This window comes from Gottfriedia luciferensis (genome assembly GCF_002156865.1).
GTDB lineage: Bacteria > Bacillota > Bacilli > Bacillales > Bacillaceae_G > Gottfriedia > Gottfriedia luciferensis.
Genome location: NZ_NCTA01000009.1, coordinates 29,770 through 46,637, shown reverse-complemented (window position 1 = coordinate 46,637; position 16,868 = coordinate 29,770). Strand labels below are relative to the sequence as shown.

The following is a 16,868-nucleotide window of genomic DNA, read 5'->3' as shown; positions in this document are numbered from 1 at the left end:
TAACAATTTTTTTGATTGATAGGAGATGTAATATAAATGAAGTTATCTAAAGGTTCATATGAATCTGAGATAAGTAAGGCAATTACTCAATGGGAAAAGGACTTTCTTGGGCGTGGTTCTGTAAATGTTAAAACAGATATATTACGGGATATGATAATAGTAAATTTACAAGGCATTTTAACACCAGCTGAGTATACTGTTTGTGAAACAAAAGAGGGAATTTTAACGATAAAGAAAACTCGTTCGGAATTAGTAGAATCAGGGATAGAAGGTCTTAAGGAAATTATCTTAAAAATAACTGGGGAAAAAGTGAAAAGTTTTCATACCGATTTAAGCTCTCGTACGGGTGAACGAGTGATGATATTTAAATTATTTAATGATTTTGAGAAAAATATTTAAATTATTCGAAGCATGCTATCCATCATTTCTGTATTACCATTTACTGAAGCATAGTATCTCGTGAAATAACGATTGTATTAGATCACTTTAAAAAAAAGAATCTTCATTGAAGATTCTTTTTTTTAATATCCAACATTATACACATGTTTTTTTGTTAAAAGCCTAAATTTCTTTGGAAATTACTTAATTACCAGTTTGGGTCGGCTTTTTAATTACCTAACGCATGCAAGAGTTGAAAAACGTGATCACGATTTTGTCTGACTTTTGTATGAACAAAAAAAGACATTGGATATACAATGTCTATATTAGTAGTTATATCATTTATTTGCGTTTCATTTGTTGTTCCAGCGGAAATTCTTAAACAAAAGAAAAGTAGCAATAAAAATTAATTGGTACATAACTATTTAAATCACCCTTATGAAACTAAAGCTAGCATTAGTTGAAGGTCAAACAATCATGAGAAGACTTTTAGTAGAATAATGTATCCAAAGGAAATAGAAGAAGATTTGTCGAATTAATAGATATAAAATATGAAAAAGGTAGGTTTCAAAATGCTCAACATTCTTTTTCCTGGTTTAGTTTTAATTATTTTAGTTGCAGTGTTTACACTATTTTATAGATTAGCTAAAAAAATTAAAAGGTCGTAATTTGAAATGACCTTATTCAATTATTGAATGCGTTAGTTTTACAGCGAGAGTAGCCAATGGCTGTTCTTTTTTTATTCAAGGAATTGAAAAAAAATCAACTAACGATTGCTTTAGTTCGCTGTCATGTTCTTATTAATTGAGGTGAAAGATTTGAGTTATGAAGTAAAAGAAGAGGATAAAAATGATTTAGAAGGTCTTCATGTATTCGTAATTATTATAGTTTTTTCATGTTTACAATACTTTTTTCATTTATCAGATTTTATAATGTTAATTCTGTCTGTACTTTATGTTTTTATCATCGTTACTTTTTTTGATAAGTGGAAAACCAAAGAAATTATAAAGTATTTTAGTTTGTTATTAATTGTTTATATTATCAATAAATTAATTTTTTCATAGGTGTTTATAAACTTTCTTCTTTAACTAATGTATAAGTTAGATCAATAGGCGACTTCAAGATAGTTTTTATTATCTCCTTTAATTAAAGTTGTAGAATAGTAGGTGAAATTAGTTTTAATTAGGTATTAATTTAATTTAAGACAAAGTGGAGAATATTAATATGACTTTATATAAATTTATTGCATCAGATAACGCACTGGTAGAGGTAGATAATAGTGGTTTTATTCAAATTAAGGTAAGAGAACTAAAGAAAATTGAGCCAAAACTTGATATGAAAATATGGGGAAATATAGACGATGAGTTAACTATACTTTATGCGAAGGACGATTCGGAAATGGGTGGATTAGAGATTTTATCATGTGATAATTTACCAAATGGTTTGGAACATTATATTAAGAAAAAGTATATTTACTGGCTTGAAGGGGATTTCGGTTCTAAATTTTTAAAACAACTTACTGATTATGTAAGATTAAACGTTAAAACAGAAGATCGAGTTGAACTTTGGTCAATTTTATTTGGAGAAGATAAAAAGACAAAACAGGTAAAATCTCATTCATTAAATAAGATTTCTGAAGATAGCTTTAAGATTTTACGCGATCATAAATGCTGTTGTTTAGTAATCGAATAATTTGAGTAATTATTAGAACAAACTGATGCGTTAGTTGAACAACGTCGTGGCTGCTTCGGCAGTCTTTTTAATTGTGTTAAATGGCAGGATAATTCAATAAGAAATTTTATAAACGTTATTAAATCAATAGTAAAATATGGAGAAGAGAGTATTTATTTAGTTCCAACTATATTAAAAGTTTGGTCTTATTCCTACTAAAAAATAATATCATATTACTTATTCGACGAAATATTATTGTAATTTGGATTAATATGATAAAATTAGTTGAGTTCATGTTTTTATAGGAAGGAGAGCCAATCTGAGCTCTAACCTTTAATATTTCAGAGGTGACTATCCGAAATAAAAGAAAAGCCATTTAGGCTAGGAGGATTTAAAATTGTCTAAAATTGACCTACTGAAAGAATTTATCATCAATAAGAACTTAGAGATTACTATATCGAAACCAACTAACACCTATACAAAGTATTCATACAACGGATTTGATGCTGGAGAAGTTTATAATAATGACAGCTACAGAATTTCAATAGTTCGTGGATCAATGGTTGAAAAAATATTCCGTAAACGTAAATACAAGATAAAAATGGCTAAAAATAACAATGAGAACTTAGTCGTTTTCTTTGATTTAGAACAAGCTGAAGATTTTATTCAGGTTAAGACACTTCTATTAAATATGGCTAAATTAGTTAACAATGGCCTTCGTGAAAGTGTGAAACCTATAATTAGCTAGAATTAATTAGTTAAAATGATGGAGCTCACTTCTATGGGCTCTTTTTATTTTAAGGAAAAAAGTAGAATATACATATGATAAAAAATTGCAGGGGATTTACTGTGAAATCAAAAAGAACCGCATACTTAGGGATATTTGGAGCGCATAAGTTTTATTTTAGAAAACCAGGTATGTGTATACTTTACTTCTTTACTCTCGGATTACTGTTTATTGGTTGGCCTAAAGATCTAGCTAGAATAAGGCAGGATTTAGAAAAAGCAAATCTTTTCTGTGAGTCCATCATTTTGAAGATTAAAAGATTACTTCAAATTTTGTTGTTGTAAAACTAACGATATCGTTAGTTTAACAACAAATAGAGGTTGATAATTAATTTATCAACTTCTTGTTCGCTATATGGTGGAAGTATGTTTAATAAGGAATATTAATTAAATCAAATTTTTTTGATTAATACTTGCCTTAATTCGGTAAATTAACATATACTTAATTCATCAATAAAATTTGATGAAGGAGAAAGTATATGACTGAGATGACACAACAGTTTCAGAAATATGAGCAGAAATTCAAAGCGTTAGCTGATAAGAAGCGTCTTGAAATCATGTATGAGCTTTGTCAAAGAGGAAGCACATGCGTATGTGATTTAACGGAAGCGTTTGATATGACACAATCAAAGCTTTCTTATCATTTGAAAATCTTACTGGATGCAGGGCTCATTGTAAAAGAGACGAAAGGTACATGGAGTTATTATGATTTGAATGACACAGAAGTTAACGGCTTGTTATCAGAAGAGCTTTGTTGTATTTTCCGAAAATCAGATAATGTTAAACGTAACAGTAATTGTTGTTAATTTTTTTTAATCATTAAATCAATTTTTTTTGATTAATTAAATTGAGGGAGGAATTCTATATGAAGTATGTTCATGTAGGGGTTAACGTTACAAAATTAGACGCATCAATCGCTTTTTATCAAAAGGTATTTGGTGTAACACCTGTTAAAGTGAAAGAAGGATATGCGAAATTCCTGTTAGAAAATCCAGGTCTTAATTTCACACTAAACGTTCATGATCAAGTTGGTGGTAATCAAGTAAATCACTTTGGTTTTCAAGTTGAAACGGCCGACGAAATATTAGCTCACAAGGCAAGACTAGAAAAAGAAGGCTTCTTTGCACGTGAAGAAATGGATACAACCTGTTGCTACGCGGTTCAAGATAAGTTTTGGGTAACAGATCCAGATGGCAACGAATGGGAATTCTTCTATACAAAAGCAGATAGTGAAGTTCACAGCGTAAAAGATGAAAGCTGCTGTGTAACAACTGCTTCTACAACGAAACAATGTTGTTAAAAAGTCCACTTAGATAGGTGTAGAAACGTGAAAAAGAAATTAATTGCAGAATTTTTAGGAACGTATTTTTTAGTATTTGCTGGAACAGGTGCTATTGTCATTAATGCGATAACGAACAGTTTAACGCATGTAGGGATTGCTTTCACGTTTGGCCTTGTCGTCATGGCATTAATTTATACCTTTGGGCATGTATCAGGTGCCCATTTTAATCCTGCTGTGACGATTGGTTTTTTCATTCATGGTGAAGTAACGAAGCGAGAAGCAGCCAGTTACATTATGATTCAATTACTTGCGGCTTTGGCTGCGAGTGCAACGTTGTTTGGTTTATTTGGGAACGTGGCTTCATTAGGAGCTACCCTCCCAAGAGGTTCCTGGCAACAATCATTTATATTGGAATTTATTTTGACCTTTTTCTTAATGATGGTGATTATGGGATCAGCAATCCATGGAAAAGCTGTTAAATCATTTGCAGGAGTTGCAATTGGTGCAACAGTTGGACTAGAAGCAATGTTTGCAGGTCCGATTTGTGGGGCATCCATGAATCCTGCACGTTCGATTGGTCCAGCAATTCTATCCGGTGCAACACATTCTTTATGGATTTATATTGTAGCAACTATTTTTGGAGCGAGTTGTGCAGCAATTATTTATAAAACACTTCATGAAAACTAAAGGAGAATACATTATGTCTAAAAAAACAATTTACTTTTTATGCACAGGAAACTCTTGCCGTAGCCAGATGGCAGAAGCTTGGGGGAAAAAATATTTAGGAAATGAATGGAACGTCCTTTCAGCCGGAATTGAAGCGCATGGTGTAAATCCAAATGCAATTAAAGCTATGGACGAAGTGGGAATCGATATACGTAATCAATCGTCAGATGTAATTAATAATGACATCTTAAATAATGCGAATTTAGTTGTGACTTTGTGTGGACATGCGAATGATGTATGTCCAGTAACACCACCACATGTAAAACGTGTTCATTGGGGTTTTGATGATCCTGCTGGACAAGAATGGGATGTGTTCCAAAAAGTCCGTAACCAAATAGGAGAACGTATTAAACAGTTTGCAGAAACTGGTGAGTAATTAAAAAAGACCTTCTACCATAGAAGGTTCTTTTTTTATAAGATAGTACGTTTTAATAAGTGGAAAACCAAAGAAATTATAAAGTGTTCAATAAGCGACTTCAAGTGATGGTTTTTATTATCTCCTTTAATAAAAGTTGTAGAGTAGTAGGTAAAAATAGTAGTTATAATTAGGTATTAATTTAATTTAAGACAAAGTAGAGCATATTAATATGACATTATATAATTTATTGCATCAGGCGTTAGATGAAGATCAGGAGTACCTAATTGGTACTCTTTTTTATGGTAGTAAAATGCAGATTAGTTCGATAAGAATAGGACTCTTTAAATAATAAACAGAATATATATTATATATCTATTATAGAAGATTAATGATTTAAAGTTACTTTCTTAAAGTATAGCAAATTTGAAAGGAGAACTAAATGAAAGAGACTTGGGGGTATGTTCTAATTGCCTTATCATTATTAACATTGGCGATTATTTATTCACTTGAAAGATTATCTGATTCCATAAAACAATCTATTGCGTATTTAAAAGATGGTGGAGGTTTATCTACTAATAATGGAATTCCATGGATAGTTTGGTTGCTTCTAATAATAGTAGTTGGTATTGGAATCTATTTAATTAACAAGAAAAAATGATTCATGGTTTTTATGCTACTAAAGCTCAGTGTTATATAAGAACATTACCTGCTAATATGCAGCTTTTTTATTTTAGTAACTGGAAGGAAAGTTGTATATGAAGTTGAATTGTTACATAAAGTGAGGTGAAATGATCATGTCAATTTTGAAAAAGATCGTATTTGTTTTAGCAATAGTTAGTTTAATAATATTTGGAATAAAACCTTTTTTGAAGCGAAACCCTCCATCCCCACCATTAGAAAGTGGTACAATTGGTTGGACTGAAAATAAGCATGGTGTAGTTATAGCAATAGGGAATAAAGGTTCGAAAAAATTTAATATCACAGATGTATTAGTTAATAATAATGAACGGCCTTTAAATGTAAAAATCCAAGTAAGCAATCCTCTAAAACCACTAGTTATAACAGATTCACTTAATGAGGATAAAAAATATGTATTTAAGGATATAAATTCTATTGATATTGAACCAAATACATCACCATCCTATAGTTTAAAAAAAGTAAACAATGGCACTTCAACTGAAAAAGATAAAATTTATGGGCTTAGTGTAGTACAAAATAAATCAATAAATAAAATAATTATTAAATATCGTTATATGAGCATTACTTTTGAGAAAGAAATATTAGTTAAATGATATTAACATATATATTTCCTTATTGAACTAACGTATGCTTTAGTTGAACTCAAATAGCGGATAAAGGCAGTTATTTACATAAGTTTTAGAAAAATTTATATGTAAAACATCATTTTAACGTAAGCTGTTAATGGTAATAAAAGGAAAAAATAAAATGCTATCGAATATCATTATTAAAATAATTAATGTGAGGGCAAATAAGCATGTTTTTAATTTTATTAGTTGTTTTATTTACAATCATTGGATATTTCCTTTTTTGGTTACCACCAGCAATTGGAGGAGCTATTTCTTTTGGTTTATTTTTTGGCATATTGATTAGAGGCTTATATTTTTTATTCAATATTAATAAGAGAATTACTAAAGCACTACCCACCCAGAAAGAATTAGAGCTTGAAGACTTTATGAAAGAATTAAAAGAAAAGAAATTTTAGATTCCATAAATTCAGTTAACGCATGCATTAGTTGAAGATTAAGAGCAGAGTTTTTAAGAATTTCAAACATATTAAATAAATAACTCGATATCATACCTGTATTATTCGGATCTTTGGGTCTTCAGAAAGTCACGGGAATAGAATTTCCCCCAGGATATAGATAGTAGCACATGATTTTATAATGGATAAATGGAATAGTTTGCAATTAACAGTTGAATCGATCGGATATAAACTAGTCGATTTAAGTGAACATGAATTCAAAAACAATAATTTTAATATTGCTTTTTCTTACGAGAGGATCTTTATCAATTTGCAGAAATAGAATATAAGAATTTAAAAATAGTAAATTTCACAAGACTAAGTATAAAATACTGAGTATAGAAGAGTATCTTAAGGTATATAAAAAATCTTCAATAGATGGTTATAGAAGGACAAAATATAATAATAAGGATTTAGTTAAAATAAATTCCATCCAAGAATTTATGAAAGAAAAATTCTAGGATATTTTGAAATAACCTTATAAACAAAAGAATACTATAGTTTAAGAACACGAGCTATTTTATGTTGCTCGTGTTTTTGTTTTTAACTTAACAAAAAGATAAAAAATACAATAAATTCAAGGACAAAATAACCCGATTGACTGTTATTGAACTAGTATAGAATAATTAAACTAGTACATAAAGTTATAAATAGATATCAAATTCATGAGGAGAGTACACATGAAAAAATGGCTAATTCCTGTATTGTTTGTTGCAATCGTTTTTGTGGTTTTTGAAAGTAAAGTTTATTATCCACCGCTACCTATTTCGTCGGTTAGTAAAAAAGAAGTCATTTCAAAATTAAAAGACTCACCAAAGAATATTGTGAAGATAGGGGATGAAGATGGGTTTGAATGGTTTATTACTCGATCTGAACTAGGAAAGAGTATTGAACAGGGAACTGGTTTTCGTTCAATTAGAAGAATGCTTGGAGAAAAGGGATGGACATTAGATTCGGAAAATGGTTCGGCGTACTTTTTCAAAAGAGGTAAACAAACATTGATTGTTGAAACTGAAATGTGGACTAAAAAATATGTAATCTTGCATGTAGAAAAAGGATGGAATAAATAAATTAAACAGTTTTATTCTATTCAACAAACGAATGCTTTAATAACATGATGAGCTATTTAGTCGATCTTTATAATGAAGTAAATAGTAAAATAGTTAAATAAGAAAAGTTGGATTTATTACAAACATTGATGTATTGATCGAGAATATTCAATCAACTAATGCATGATTTAGTTGAAGATCAAGAGTAGGTATTTCTATCTATTCAATGTCAGATTTTGAACGTCAAAGCTCAACACCTTATGAACCGCCGAATATAACAAATTTTGCACAATACTCTTACTATATTGAAAAATCGGCACTTTTCAAGTAATTTGAAGGTGGGTTAAGGAGTCTTGGTTATGACTATTTGAATAAAAATGAAATGCCAGTATTCAATCAAAATCTTGATTTAGCTTTCGAGTCTAATGAATATAAAATATTTGACATTCAACTAAAAGGTGATTTAGACCATGTAGATAAGGTCTATCAGTTACTCAAATTTTTAACGAGTGCCAAACTTGACGTTTATAATGTTACAATTTTCTCTTTAGAAAATAAATATCCAGAGGATTACATGAATTCAATTTCCTTTCATATTCCAGATGGGGTATCGAAAGAAATCGTAGAACAAGCTTTTAAAGAAAGAGAAGAGTATATCAAGGAATTAGATTGAAATTTAAACTTTTATGAGCCACAGAAGCGGCTCATTTTTTATTAAAGCAAATGCAAATTCGTTGTAAACATCACTTCGTTAGTCGCTAAAGAAGGTAATATCATTTTAAAGAAAGAATTAATAGATTATGTTCAAGTAAGGAGTGAAGTAATGTCTGAATACCATGTTGTAGATTTAGAAGAATGGGAGAGAAAAGAATATTACAATTACTACTATTCTTTAAATGTTACTCATGAAATGACAACGAAAATAGAGGTAACAAATGCTGTTGAATATTGCCAAAATAATAATTATAGCTTCTATGCATTTATGATTTTTAATATTACGAAATCTATTAACTCTATCAAAAACTACCGTTATGATCTTATTGAAGATAAATTAGTATATTGGGATTACTTAATTCCAGCATTTACAATTTTTGATAAAGTAAAAGAAAAATTTCAATGTATTTGGTTAGATCAACTTGAAAGTATGGCGGAATTTCAATCTGCTTATAAAGGAGAAGTTGGAAAATACGATCGTTTCAATAAAATGTTTCCTAAAGTTAATCAACCTTTAAACACTTTTGATATATCAGCTATCCCTTGGGTGAGTTATGAACATTTTTCGTTAAATATTGCTAATTCATCTTGTTATTTGAAGCCAATTTTGACGATTGGAAAGTATTCTGAACACAACGGGAGATTATTCATCCCTATTACGATTAAATCTCACCATTCAACAGTGGATGGATTTCATGTAGCAAAATTTTTTGAAAAACTAACAATGAATATTGATTAAATAATTTTAAATAGTAATACTTGTTGAAGAATAGGATGATGATTGGAAATTTTGTCAGTGTTTTCTATTGTGCTAATTGTTCGTATCAATCTATTTAGAAAACAGGGAAATCGTCAAAGGTTTGAAGTGAAAAATACAGAGATTAAAAAGTTTTTTCCAAATTGAAGAATGTAAGAATTGGGAAGAATATCGGAATAGAAATATTTTCATAACAGTTAGTAATTCATTGTTTATATATTTATAAGAAAACAACCTAAACTTTAGGAATTGGGAGGATTTTATGAGAAAAGTTATTTTATTTTTACATTCTTCTTTAGATGGTTTTGTAGAAGGACCAAACGGTGAAATGGATATTGGATGGGTGTCTTACAATGAAGAATTAGAAAAGCATGCTAGAGAAGTTTTAAGTACTGTGGACACAGTGTTATGGGGAAAAGGGACATATCAAATGATGAAAAATTATTGGACTTCAGTACCTTCTAACCCTGAAGCATCAAAATATGAAATTGAACATGCTAAGTGGATAGAAGAAACAGTAAAGGTTGTTTTTTCTACTACGCTTGAAAAAGCTGATTGGAATAATTCAAGATTAGTAAAAGAAAATATTGAGGAAGAAATTAAAACCTTAAAAGAACAGTCAGGTAAAGATATTATTATTTTAGGAAGCCCAAGGTTTGCACATAGTCTTATGGAACTTAATTTAATTGATGTAATTAAAATGACTATTTCTCCAGTTATTATAGGAAGTGGTCTACCTTTATTTAAGGGCTCGGACTATAAACGCAACCTTTCACTTGTAGAAAACAAAACATTTAAATCTGGAGTAATTGGCCTTACTTATAATATTGTAAAATCGTAACTATTAAATATGGTTTGAAAGCTAATTAGATAAAGTGATGTTAAATTAATTAGGAAGAACTTGAGCTGCTTAAACGCGGCTTTTTTTTTTGAAGAAAATGATAGAATAGTTCAATTAAAGGTATAAAGTAATAGGATATTTTTGGTAAAATATTTAATAACGATTTTACAAGCGAGGGGAAAGACATGTTAATAAATAAGATTGACGATGATGTGTCGTTAAGAATGTTCAATATTGATGATGCTGAAGAATTTTATAATTTAACGATTACTTCAAAGGCTTATTTAAAAGAATGGCTTGGTTGGTTAGATTACATTGAAAGTGTTGAAGATACTGCTCAAAACATTAATGCAAGATTGAAATCATTTGCTGAAAATGGTGGAATACCAAGGTCATTTGCTATTATTTATAAAGGGAAAATAGCCGGTACAATCGGTTTTAACGAGATTAATAAGTCAAATAAAATTGGAACAATAGGTTATTGGTTAGGGGAAAACTTTCAAGGTAAAGGAATTATGTCAAAAGCATTTAAATCTTTAATTGATTATGGATTTAAGGATCTTGGACTGAATAAAATTGAAGTTAGTGTTGCTTTTGAAAATAAAAAAAGTAGAGCACTTCCTGAAAGATTTGGATTTGTTGAAGAAGGTAAAATTAGGCAAGCTGAGTGGTTGTATGATCATTATGTAGACCATGTTATTTACGCTCTATTAGTAAACGAGTGGAATTAAACTATTAAACTAAGGTTTGTCTACATGCTATACCGTAAATCATGGCATTATTGAATTTCCACTAGAATTTAGTGGGATCAATATTGTTTTGGCATTTACTAATCTTTTCCTCATTAAATCAGAGATCTAATCCAACTTACGAATGCAATCGTTTAACAGAAATAGGCTACTACGGTAGCCTATTTTTGTTCAGAGTGTTGAAATATATAATGGTCAATATAAAAAAGGACATTAAGTAAATTTTATGTAAAGTTAGTATTTTTTGATGTTCTATTAAAGAATATAAATTTAATATGTTTTGAGCAATATTTATAACTCCGTCAAACTCAAATCATTACTTAGATCTTATCTTCTTTTTAAAGTTTAAATTATTTAAATACTAATTTTTAGAAAAATGAATTCAAATCTTAAAAGTCGATGCTTTTTTGAATTTGTCGCTTAAACTGATTAAATTAAAATCGTTTTTTTATGAATACTTTTATTAAACAATAAGTTGATAGGAACGAAAGGATGCTCGACTCCTATGGGAAATGCGGAAGGGCTAAAGACCCCGCAGGCTTGCCGAGGAGGCTCAGGTTTCGCCCCATGGAAAGCGAGCATACTGCAGTGGAAATAAACATCACTAAACTTCCTTAACGAAAGTTTAGCAATTATTTGATAAGATTATTTTTGTTGCACTAGCTTACATTAGTTTAATTAGATAAAGGGTTTAACAACTTTTAATGGAATATAGTTATTAACATATTTTGGGGATTAGTAAATATTAAAATACCAGAAACGAGAAGGAAAGTCTCTTATTTGGAGTTGATTAGATGAAAAAATACGTAATTTTTTTAATTCTATTTTTATTGACTTGTGCTTCAATATTAACGCTAAAGCCACGTGCAACATTTGCTTGTTCATGTTTAAAAGAACAAACTGTTCAACATGAATTCTCTCGATCTAAGACTGTATTCAGTGGGAAAGTAATTGATGTTAAAACGACAAAATTTTCAAACCCTAACTATAAAAAAGTTCTTTTCGAAGTTTCCAAAACGTGGAAAGGCATTAATAGTTCTCAAGTAATAATTAAAACAGGACAAGGTGATGGTGATTGTGGAATTAACTTCACCAAAGGAGATAAATATCTTGTTTATGCTAGAGATTCTAAAATGTATGGGGGGAACTCTCAATCACTAACGACTACTATGTGCGATTCCACAAAAGAGCTTAGCTTAGCACAAAAAGACCTAACAATTCTAGGGGAAGGAAATAAGCCAACTAAAAATGTAAATTACCAAGAAAATTTTCAAAGAAATATTTATGGAACCCTATTAAATTTTATTTTAATAGGATGTATTTGTGCCATTATTTTATTTATTATTTTAAAAATACGAAAGAAAAAAAGAGCATAGTCTATCTATTTGTTTTTCGTAAATTGTCCTAAATTTTGGATGGTTTTTATACAACTTTCGTTTGCTTTAGCTACATATTATTATAGGCGATTGATAGATTGAAAATGAATGATACAGAAGGTCAAAAATTTGAATTCACTAGGGCTATGTGAGATAGCCTTAGTGATTTTTTCCCATAAACATACACTGTCCTGTAGAAGGGAATCAATTTTGAACAATTGAAAACTTAATTTATTTTTATTCTCCTATATTATTTTCAAACCATTCCTGGAGCTCATTTAATGAAGTGAAAGTGAAAATTTCTTCACCGCTTTGTCCGTTATCAGAGCCTGTATTTCCTCTTAAGTTAATTTGTCCTTCCTCTCCAGAAATTAGAATGGCATATGGGTGGTTTCTATTTATGTACCTTGCATCAAGATCGTTATCGATCCAATTCTTGCTACGTAAAAATGCTTCGTAATGTTCCATTTTCATTCCTCCTGTCATTATTAGTGTTTCTAATCTCACCAAAAAATAGACGGAAAAACAGTTCTATCCTCATTTTTTAATATAAAGTTTTAAATCACAACAATTACGACTCATCTTAATTAAACCATGGGCTTTCTGCAAAAGTAGAAAAGGATGAACGGTGATTTTCAAAATCCTTCTTTATTATGATAAGAGAATCATAATTTTGAGGTTGATAAACGATTTTACTAGACTCATTAAATTAAGACTTTATTCAACTTGTTTTCTAAAAAAATGATTTATTTTATTTTCAAGGAATTTTGCCAAAAATGTCGAAAAGTAATTAATTATAATTTCTTTTTGAAGGCAGGTATAACTAATGGATAAAGATACGCTACGAACAAATCTATGTAAAAAAGATATCCACATGCAAGAGCTACTTCAGTCTCTTGTCGAAACTACAACTGACGCTATTTCCATTAGAGACATGCAAGGAAATATACTGATCGTAAATAATGCATTTGAAAAAATTTATGGATGGACATATGAAGACCTTCTAAATGATCCTTTCTGCTTGGTACCTGAACATTTAATAAATGAGACAAAAGAAATATTTCATTCGATAAAAAAATCTGGAGAGAAAATTTCGGGATATGAGACTATTCGGAAACGAAAAGACGGTACGATTGTTCATGTATCTTTAACAGGGTCCTATATTCGAGATACTACAGGAAACATCGTAGGTACTTCTGTTATCGCCAGAGATATTACAGGTCGAAAAAAGGCTGAAGAAGCATTTCAAGCGAGTGAGGCTCAATACCGTATTCTTGTAGAAAATACGAACGACATTATAAGTACTTATGACGTAAACATGAAAAAAATATTTGTATCGCCATCTATAGAGATTCACTTAGGGTATACATTAAATGAATATCTTCAAGCGGATACTTTTGATTATATTCATCCTGATGATGTGAAAATAATACTACAACTTCGTCAATCAATTTCGATCCATAAGAAAATTGTACAAATAGAAGTGAGATTAAAACATAAAAATGGTTCATGGGTTTATTTAGAATCGCGTTGTGTACCGATTTTATCCGAGAACTCTGAGATCGAAAGTTACCTAATCGTATCACGTAATATTACAGAACGAAAACAATCAGAAGAATCTTTAAGAAAGAGTGAGGAACAATATAGATTCATAGCTGAAAATACAGTAGACTTCATTTCTGTAATTAATCAAAATGGCGATGTAAGGTATAGCTCACCATCACATATGAAAAAACTAGGCACTGATCGAATTCTTTTTGAAAATATTCATCAAGACGATGCACCTTTCGTCTGTGAACGATTTTCACATATGCTAAAAGCAAAAGAACCTATTATCTGTGAATATCGATACAATCTTGATAATGAAAACACGATTTACTTGGAATCAAGAGGAATACCATTTTTTGGAATAGACGGCGAATGTCGCCACTTTTTCAACATTACACGGGATATTACAGAGAGGAAACAAAATGAAGTCCTACTTATGAGAACAGAAAAGTTATCGGTTATTGGAGAACTGGCTGCAAGTATTGCACATGAAATCAGAAATCCTCTTACTTCGTTAAAAGGCTTTATTCAGTATTTACAACCAGAAATATCAGGGAATCCCGATTTTACTGAGATTATGTTGTCAGAATTAGAGCGAATCAACTTTATCGTGAGTGAGCTACTAGTCTTGGCGAAGCCACAAAATATTCATGTGAAGCCGTTTAAATTGGACAATATCATTGAAAGTGTTGTTAAATTGCTTGAATCTGAAGCTAATTTAAAAAATATTGAAATGATGAAACAACTTGAATGCACAAATGTTGCAATCAACTGTGAAGAGAATCAATTAAAACAAGTATTTATCAACATCATTAAGAATTCACTAGATGCAATTTCTTCAAAAGGTAAAATCAGTATTCAAACAAAACATTTAAGTGACAACCAAGTCCTTATTCGTTTTTCTGATAATGGCTGTGGTATTTCCCCGGAGCTGCTTGCCAGACTAGGGGAGCCCTTTTACACAACAAAAGAGAAAGGCACAGGATTAGGTTTACTAGTTAGCAACAAAATTATAAAAGATCACCATGGTAGTATGAACATCACAAGTGAAATAAACAAGGGAACTAAAGTAGAGATCACTTTACCAATATACAGAAACTAAAAACCAAAGAAGCATATTGAAAATAAAGCAAAACATTTTTCTTATAAAATGTTTTGCTTATTTTTATAACCATTTGTTGATAAAAATTATTTAAAGAAGCGGAAAATAGATTGAATATTTAAATAAATATATAATAAGATAAAAAAAACATATATAGATAAATGGGAGTGTATTTAATTGAATGTAAAATTAATTGTGGATAGTTCTGCAGATCTTCCACATGAAATAATCGAAAAATACAATATCGCAGTTATACCATTAAGAGTGTTTGATGAAACTGAGAAAGAGTATTTTGACGGTGTCAATATTCAGGCTGAAGAGCTTATGGTGAGAATGAAAAATGGAGAGCGGTTTACTTCATCATTACCTTCATATGAATCTATTTATCAAACATTTGTTTCATACTGTATAGATCACCATTGTCTCTATTTTCCATGTTCTGGTGATTTATCTGGCACTTATAATTTTGCTAAATTAGTAAGGCTAGACATCATTGAACAGTTTCCAAATGCTTTAATCGATATTATTGATACTAGATCCGTTTCACTAGGAATAGGTGTATTAGTGATGGAGTTAATAGAGAGTTTAAATACTAATGAAAAAATAGAGAGCGTAATCGATCAATTAAAAAATAGTATTAAAAACATACAACATATCTTTACAGTCGACGAACTGCAATATTTAATTCGTGGAGGTCGTGTTGGTAAATTTGCCGGCTTTTTAGGTGGTATGCTAAATATCAATCCGATTATGGAGGTCAGTGAAGGGATATTTAAACCACTTGAAAAAGTACGTGGCCGTAAAAAAGCCTTAAATCAAATCATTGAACTAATGAAGAGTAGAAAAGATGAAGAAAAAACAATTGTTGGATTAGTTTATGGTGAAAAAGATCCTTTAATCGAAAAATTTATTAATCAAATGCAGGATATTGTTGGGGCTGATCATTTAATAATCAATTCAATTGGAGCTGTAGTCGGTGTACATACAGGTCCTAGTGCTTTAGGAATCTTTTTCTTATCAAAAAAATACTGATTATCACGACTCTCATGTAAAGTGAGAGTTTTTTTATTTGGGTTAAGCAGTTTTTTCATTTATTATGAGATTTTGAATGTAAATTTACTATTTTTTCATTTGAAAGAAACTAGAATAGTAAATTATGGCTCATAATACTCTAACAGGTATGGGTAAATTTTTACTTTATTTGCGATTCTTTAGAATTTAATTGCAGTTTTACAAGATTTAATTGCGATTCTCTAGATTTTAATTGAAGTTTTATTAATTTAATTGCTATTTTCGGATTTTATTCGCATTACACCAATCTATAGCAACATTTCCTAACTTATTTGCATTACACCAATCTCTATAGCAGCGTTTCCTCACTTATGTGCAGCTCTGGCTATATTTAGCTACAACGCTTTACAAGAAATGTATCGCAGGTAACTAGGTATATCAAAATAGTAAAAATAGTTCGCGGACGGAAATAGTTTATATCTGTTTACTATAAACCTAAGTCAAAAAAAGACATAGTTAGTGGTGTATAAACATTTTTTGACACATTGAAGTATTAAAATATGAACTGAAATGCGCAGTTAACAAAAAAACTGTAAATTCAGAAAAATATTCCTGTGGAAATAAATTTTAGCAGGATAAAAGAATGGTTTATACATACATATGATAGGAAAGATTCTTAAAAAAAGGAGAAAACTGGTAAACAACAAAATGTTTAAAGAATTATAAATTTCATGTACCGTAATAGAAGACTTAAATTA

At 30.0% G+C, this 16,868-nt stretch carries 21 protein-coding genes; 20 read left to right on the top strand and 1 reads right to left on the bottom strand.

Annotated features, from left to right (window positions below):
- Positions 1-36 precede the first annotated feature (36 nt).
- The 18 genes from B7R67_RS09005 (at position 37) to B7R67_RS08920 (ending at position 12,449) form a co-directional block, all read left to right on the top strand.
- Positions 37-399 carry a DUF2294 domain-containing protein gene (locus tag B7R67_RS09005; RefSeq protein WP_088069620.1) on the top strand — a complete coding sequence of 121 codons (363 nt, stop codon included), beginning with the start codon at positions 37-39 and terminating at the stop codon, positions 397-399.
- A gap of 797 nt (positions 400-1,196) precedes the next feature.
- Complete coding sequence (locus B7R67_RS09000; RefSeq protein ID WP_088069618.1) at positions 1,197-1,442, top strand: hypothetical protein; 246 nt, start codon at positions 1,197-1,199, stop codon at positions 1,440-1,442.
- Between the two features lie 160 nt (positions 1,443-1,602).
- The gene (locus tag B7R67_RS08995) at positions 1,603-2,070 is read left to right on the top strand and encodes a hypothetical protein (RefSeq protein WP_088069616.1); all 468 of its coding nucleotides are present in this window, start codon (positions 1,603-1,605) and stop codon (positions 2,068-2,070) included.
- 376 nt (positions 2,071-2,446) lie between these two features.
- Positions 2,447-2,797, top strand: coding sequence for a hypothetical protein (locus B7R67_RS08990; protein WP_088069614.1), 351 nt, complete (start codon positions 2,447-2,449; stop codon positions 2,795-2,797).
- A 74-nt stretch (positions 2,798-2,871) separates the two neighbouring features.
- On the top strand, positions 2,872-3,120 hold the full coding sequence (locus B7R67_RS22845; RefSeq protein WP_088069612.1) for an NINE protein: 249 nt from the start codon (positions 2,872-2,874) through the stop codon (positions 3,118-3,120).
- A 203-nt stretch (positions 3,121-3,323) separates the two neighbouring features.
- The gene (locus tag B7R67_RS08980) at positions 3,324-3,641 is read left to right on the top strand and encodes an ArsR/SmtB family transcription factor (protein ID WP_088069732.1); all 318 of its coding nucleotides are present in this window, start codon (positions 3,324-3,326) and stop codon (positions 3,639-3,641) included.
- Between the two features lie 59 nt (positions 3,642-3,700).
- On the top strand, positions 3,701-4,135 hold the full coding sequence (locus B7R67_RS08975) for an ArsI/CadI family heavy metal resistance metalloenzyme (RefSeq protein WP_088069610.1): 435 nt from the start codon (positions 3,701-3,703) through the stop codon (positions 4,133-4,135).
- 27 nt (positions 4,136-4,162) lie between these two features.
- Complete coding sequence (locus B7R67_RS08970; RefSeq protein WP_088069608.1) at positions 4,163-4,804, top strand: aquaporin; 642 nt, start codon at positions 4,163-4,165, stop codon at positions 4,802-4,804.
- 10 nt (positions 4,805-4,814) lie between these two features.
- On the top strand, positions 4,815-5,219 hold the full coding sequence (arsC, locus tag B7R67_RS08965; protein WP_088069730.1) for an arsenate reductase (thioredoxin): 405 nt from the start codon (positions 4,815-4,817) through the stop codon (positions 5,217-5,219).
- Positions 5,220-5,640: 421 nt separating this feature from the next.
- On the top strand, positions 5,641-5,859 hold the full coding sequence (locus B7R67_RS08960; protein WP_088069606.1) for a hypothetical protein: 219 nt from the start codon (positions 5,641-5,643) through the stop codon (positions 5,857-5,859).
- 136 nt (positions 5,860-5,995) lie between these two features.
- Positions 5,996-6,493 (top strand): hypothetical protein, encoded by a 498-nt coding sequence (locus tag B7R67_RS08955; protein WP_088069605.1) that lies wholly within the window; start codon positions 5,996-5,998, stop codon positions 6,491-6,493.
- A 203-nt stretch (positions 6,494-6,696) separates the two neighbouring features.
- Entirely contained in the window at positions 6,697-6,924 is a 228-nt protein-coding gene (locus B7R67_RS08950; protein WP_088069603.1) for a hypothetical protein, read from the top strand.
- Positions 6,925-7,643: 719 nt separating this feature from the next.
- A complete protein-coding gene (locus B7R67_RS08945; RefSeq protein WP_088069601.1) occupies positions 7,644-8,033 on the top strand; it encodes a hypothetical protein in 390 nt (129 codons plus the stop codon).
- A gap of 346 nt (positions 8,034-8,379) precedes the next feature.
- Positions 8,380-8,685 carry a hypothetical protein gene (locus B7R67_RS08940; RefSeq protein WP_088069599.1) on the top strand — a complete coding sequence of 102 codons (306 nt, stop codon included), beginning with the start codon at positions 8,380-8,382 and terminating at the stop codon, positions 8,683-8,685.
- Between the two features lie 150 nt (positions 8,686-8,835).
- Positions 8,836-9,465, top strand: a complete 630-nt coding sequence (locus B7R67_RS08935; protein WP_088069597.1) for a CatA-like O-acetyltransferase — start codon at positions 8,836-8,838, stop codon at positions 9,463-9,465.
- Positions 9,466-9,745: 280 nt separating this feature from the next.
- Positions 9,746-10,324, top strand: coding sequence for a dihydrofolate reductase family protein (locus B7R67_RS08930; protein WP_088069595.1), 579 nt, complete (start codon positions 9,746-9,748; stop codon positions 10,322-10,324).
- Between the two features lie 185 nt (positions 10,325-10,509).
- On the top strand, positions 10,510-11,055 hold the full coding sequence (locus B7R67_RS08925) for a GNAT family N-acetyltransferase (RefSeq protein WP_088069593.1): 546 nt from the start codon (positions 10,510-10,512) through the stop codon (positions 11,053-11,055).
- Between the two features lie 812 nt (positions 11,056-11,867).
- Positions 11,868-12,449, top strand: coding sequence for a hypothetical protein (locus B7R67_RS08920; protein WP_088069591.1), 582 nt, complete (start codon positions 11,868-11,870; stop codon positions 12,447-12,449).
- 237 nt (positions 12,450-12,686) lie between these two features.
- On the opposite strand, the gene B7R67_RS08915 is transcribed toward B7R67_RS08920, so the two are convergent.
- Positions 12,687-12,917, bottom strand: a complete 231-nt coding sequence (locus B7R67_RS08915) for a hypothetical protein (protein ID WP_088069590.1) — start codon at positions 12,915-12,917, stop codon at positions 12,687-12,689.
- A gap of 358 nt (positions 12,918-13,275) precedes the next feature.
- Between B7R67_RS08915 and B7R67_RS08910 the strand changes: the two genes are divergently transcribed.
- A complete protein-coding gene (locus tag B7R67_RS08910; protein ID WP_088069588.1) occupies positions 13,276-15,099 on the top strand; it encodes a PAS domain S-box protein in 1,824 nt (607 codons plus the stop codon).
- 177 nt (positions 15,100-15,276) lie between these two features.
- Entirely contained in the window at positions 15,277-16,131 is an 855-nt protein-coding gene (locus B7R67_RS08905) for a DegV family protein (RefSeq protein WP_088069586.1), read from the top strand.
- Positions 16,132-16,868 lie beyond the last annotated feature (737 nt).

Coding starts and splice junctions, on each gene's coding strand:
- B7R67_RS09005 (WP_088069620.1), top strand. CDS start 37: ATGAAGTTATCTAAAGGTTCATATGAATCTGAGATAAGTAAGGCAATT.
- B7R67_RS08995 (WP_088069616.1), top strand. CDS start 1,603: ATGACTTTATATAAATTTATTGCATCAGATAACGCACTGGTAGAGGTA.
- B7R67_RS22845 (WP_088069612.1), top strand. CDS start 2,872: ATGATAAAAAATTGCAGGGGATTTACTGTGAAATCAAAAAGAACCGCA.
- B7R67_RS08980 (WP_088069732.1), top strand. CDS start 3,324: ATGACACAACAGTTTCAGAAATATGAGCAGAAATTCAAAGCGTTAGCT.
- B7R67_RS08975 (WP_088069610.1), top strand. CDS start 3,701: ATGAAGTATGTTCATGTAGGGGTTAACGTTACAAAATTAGACGCATCA.
- B7R67_RS08960 (WP_088069606.1), top strand. CDS start 5,641: ATGAAAGAGACTTGGGGGTATGTTCTAATTGCCTTATCATTATTAACA.
- B7R67_RS08955 (WP_088069605.1), top strand. CDS start 5,996: ATGTCAATTTTGAAAAAGATCGTATTTGTTTTAGCAATAGTTAGTTTA.
- B7R67_RS08950 (WP_088069603.1), top strand. CDS start 6,697: ATGTTTTTAATTTTATTAGTTGTTTTATTTACAATCATTGGATATTTC.
- B7R67_RS08945 (WP_088069601.1), top strand. CDS start 7,644: ATGAAAAAATGGCTAATTCCTGTATTGTTTGTTGCAATCGTTTTTGTG.
- B7R67_RS08935 (WP_088069597.1), top strand. CDS start 8,836: ATGTCTGAATACCATGTTGTAGATTTAGAAGAATGGGAGAGAAAAGAA.
- B7R67_RS08930 (WP_088069595.1), top strand. CDS start 9,746: ATGAGAAAAGTTATTTTATTTTTACATTCTTCTTTAGATGGTTTTGTA.
- B7R67_RS08925 (WP_088069593.1), top strand. CDS start 10,510: ATGTTAATAAATAAGATTGACGATGATGTGTCGTTAAGAATGTTCAAT.
- B7R67_RS08920 (WP_088069591.1), top strand. CDS start 11,868: ATGAAAAAATACGTAATTTTTTTAATTCTATTTTTATTGACTTGTGCT.
- B7R67_RS08915 (WP_088069590.1), bottom strand. CDS start 12,917: ATGGAACATTACGAAGCATTTTTACGTAGCAAGAATTGGATCGATAAC.
- B7R67_RS08910 (WP_088069588.1), top strand. CDS start 13,276: ATGGATAAAGATACGCTACGAACAAATCTATGTAAAAAAGATATCCAC.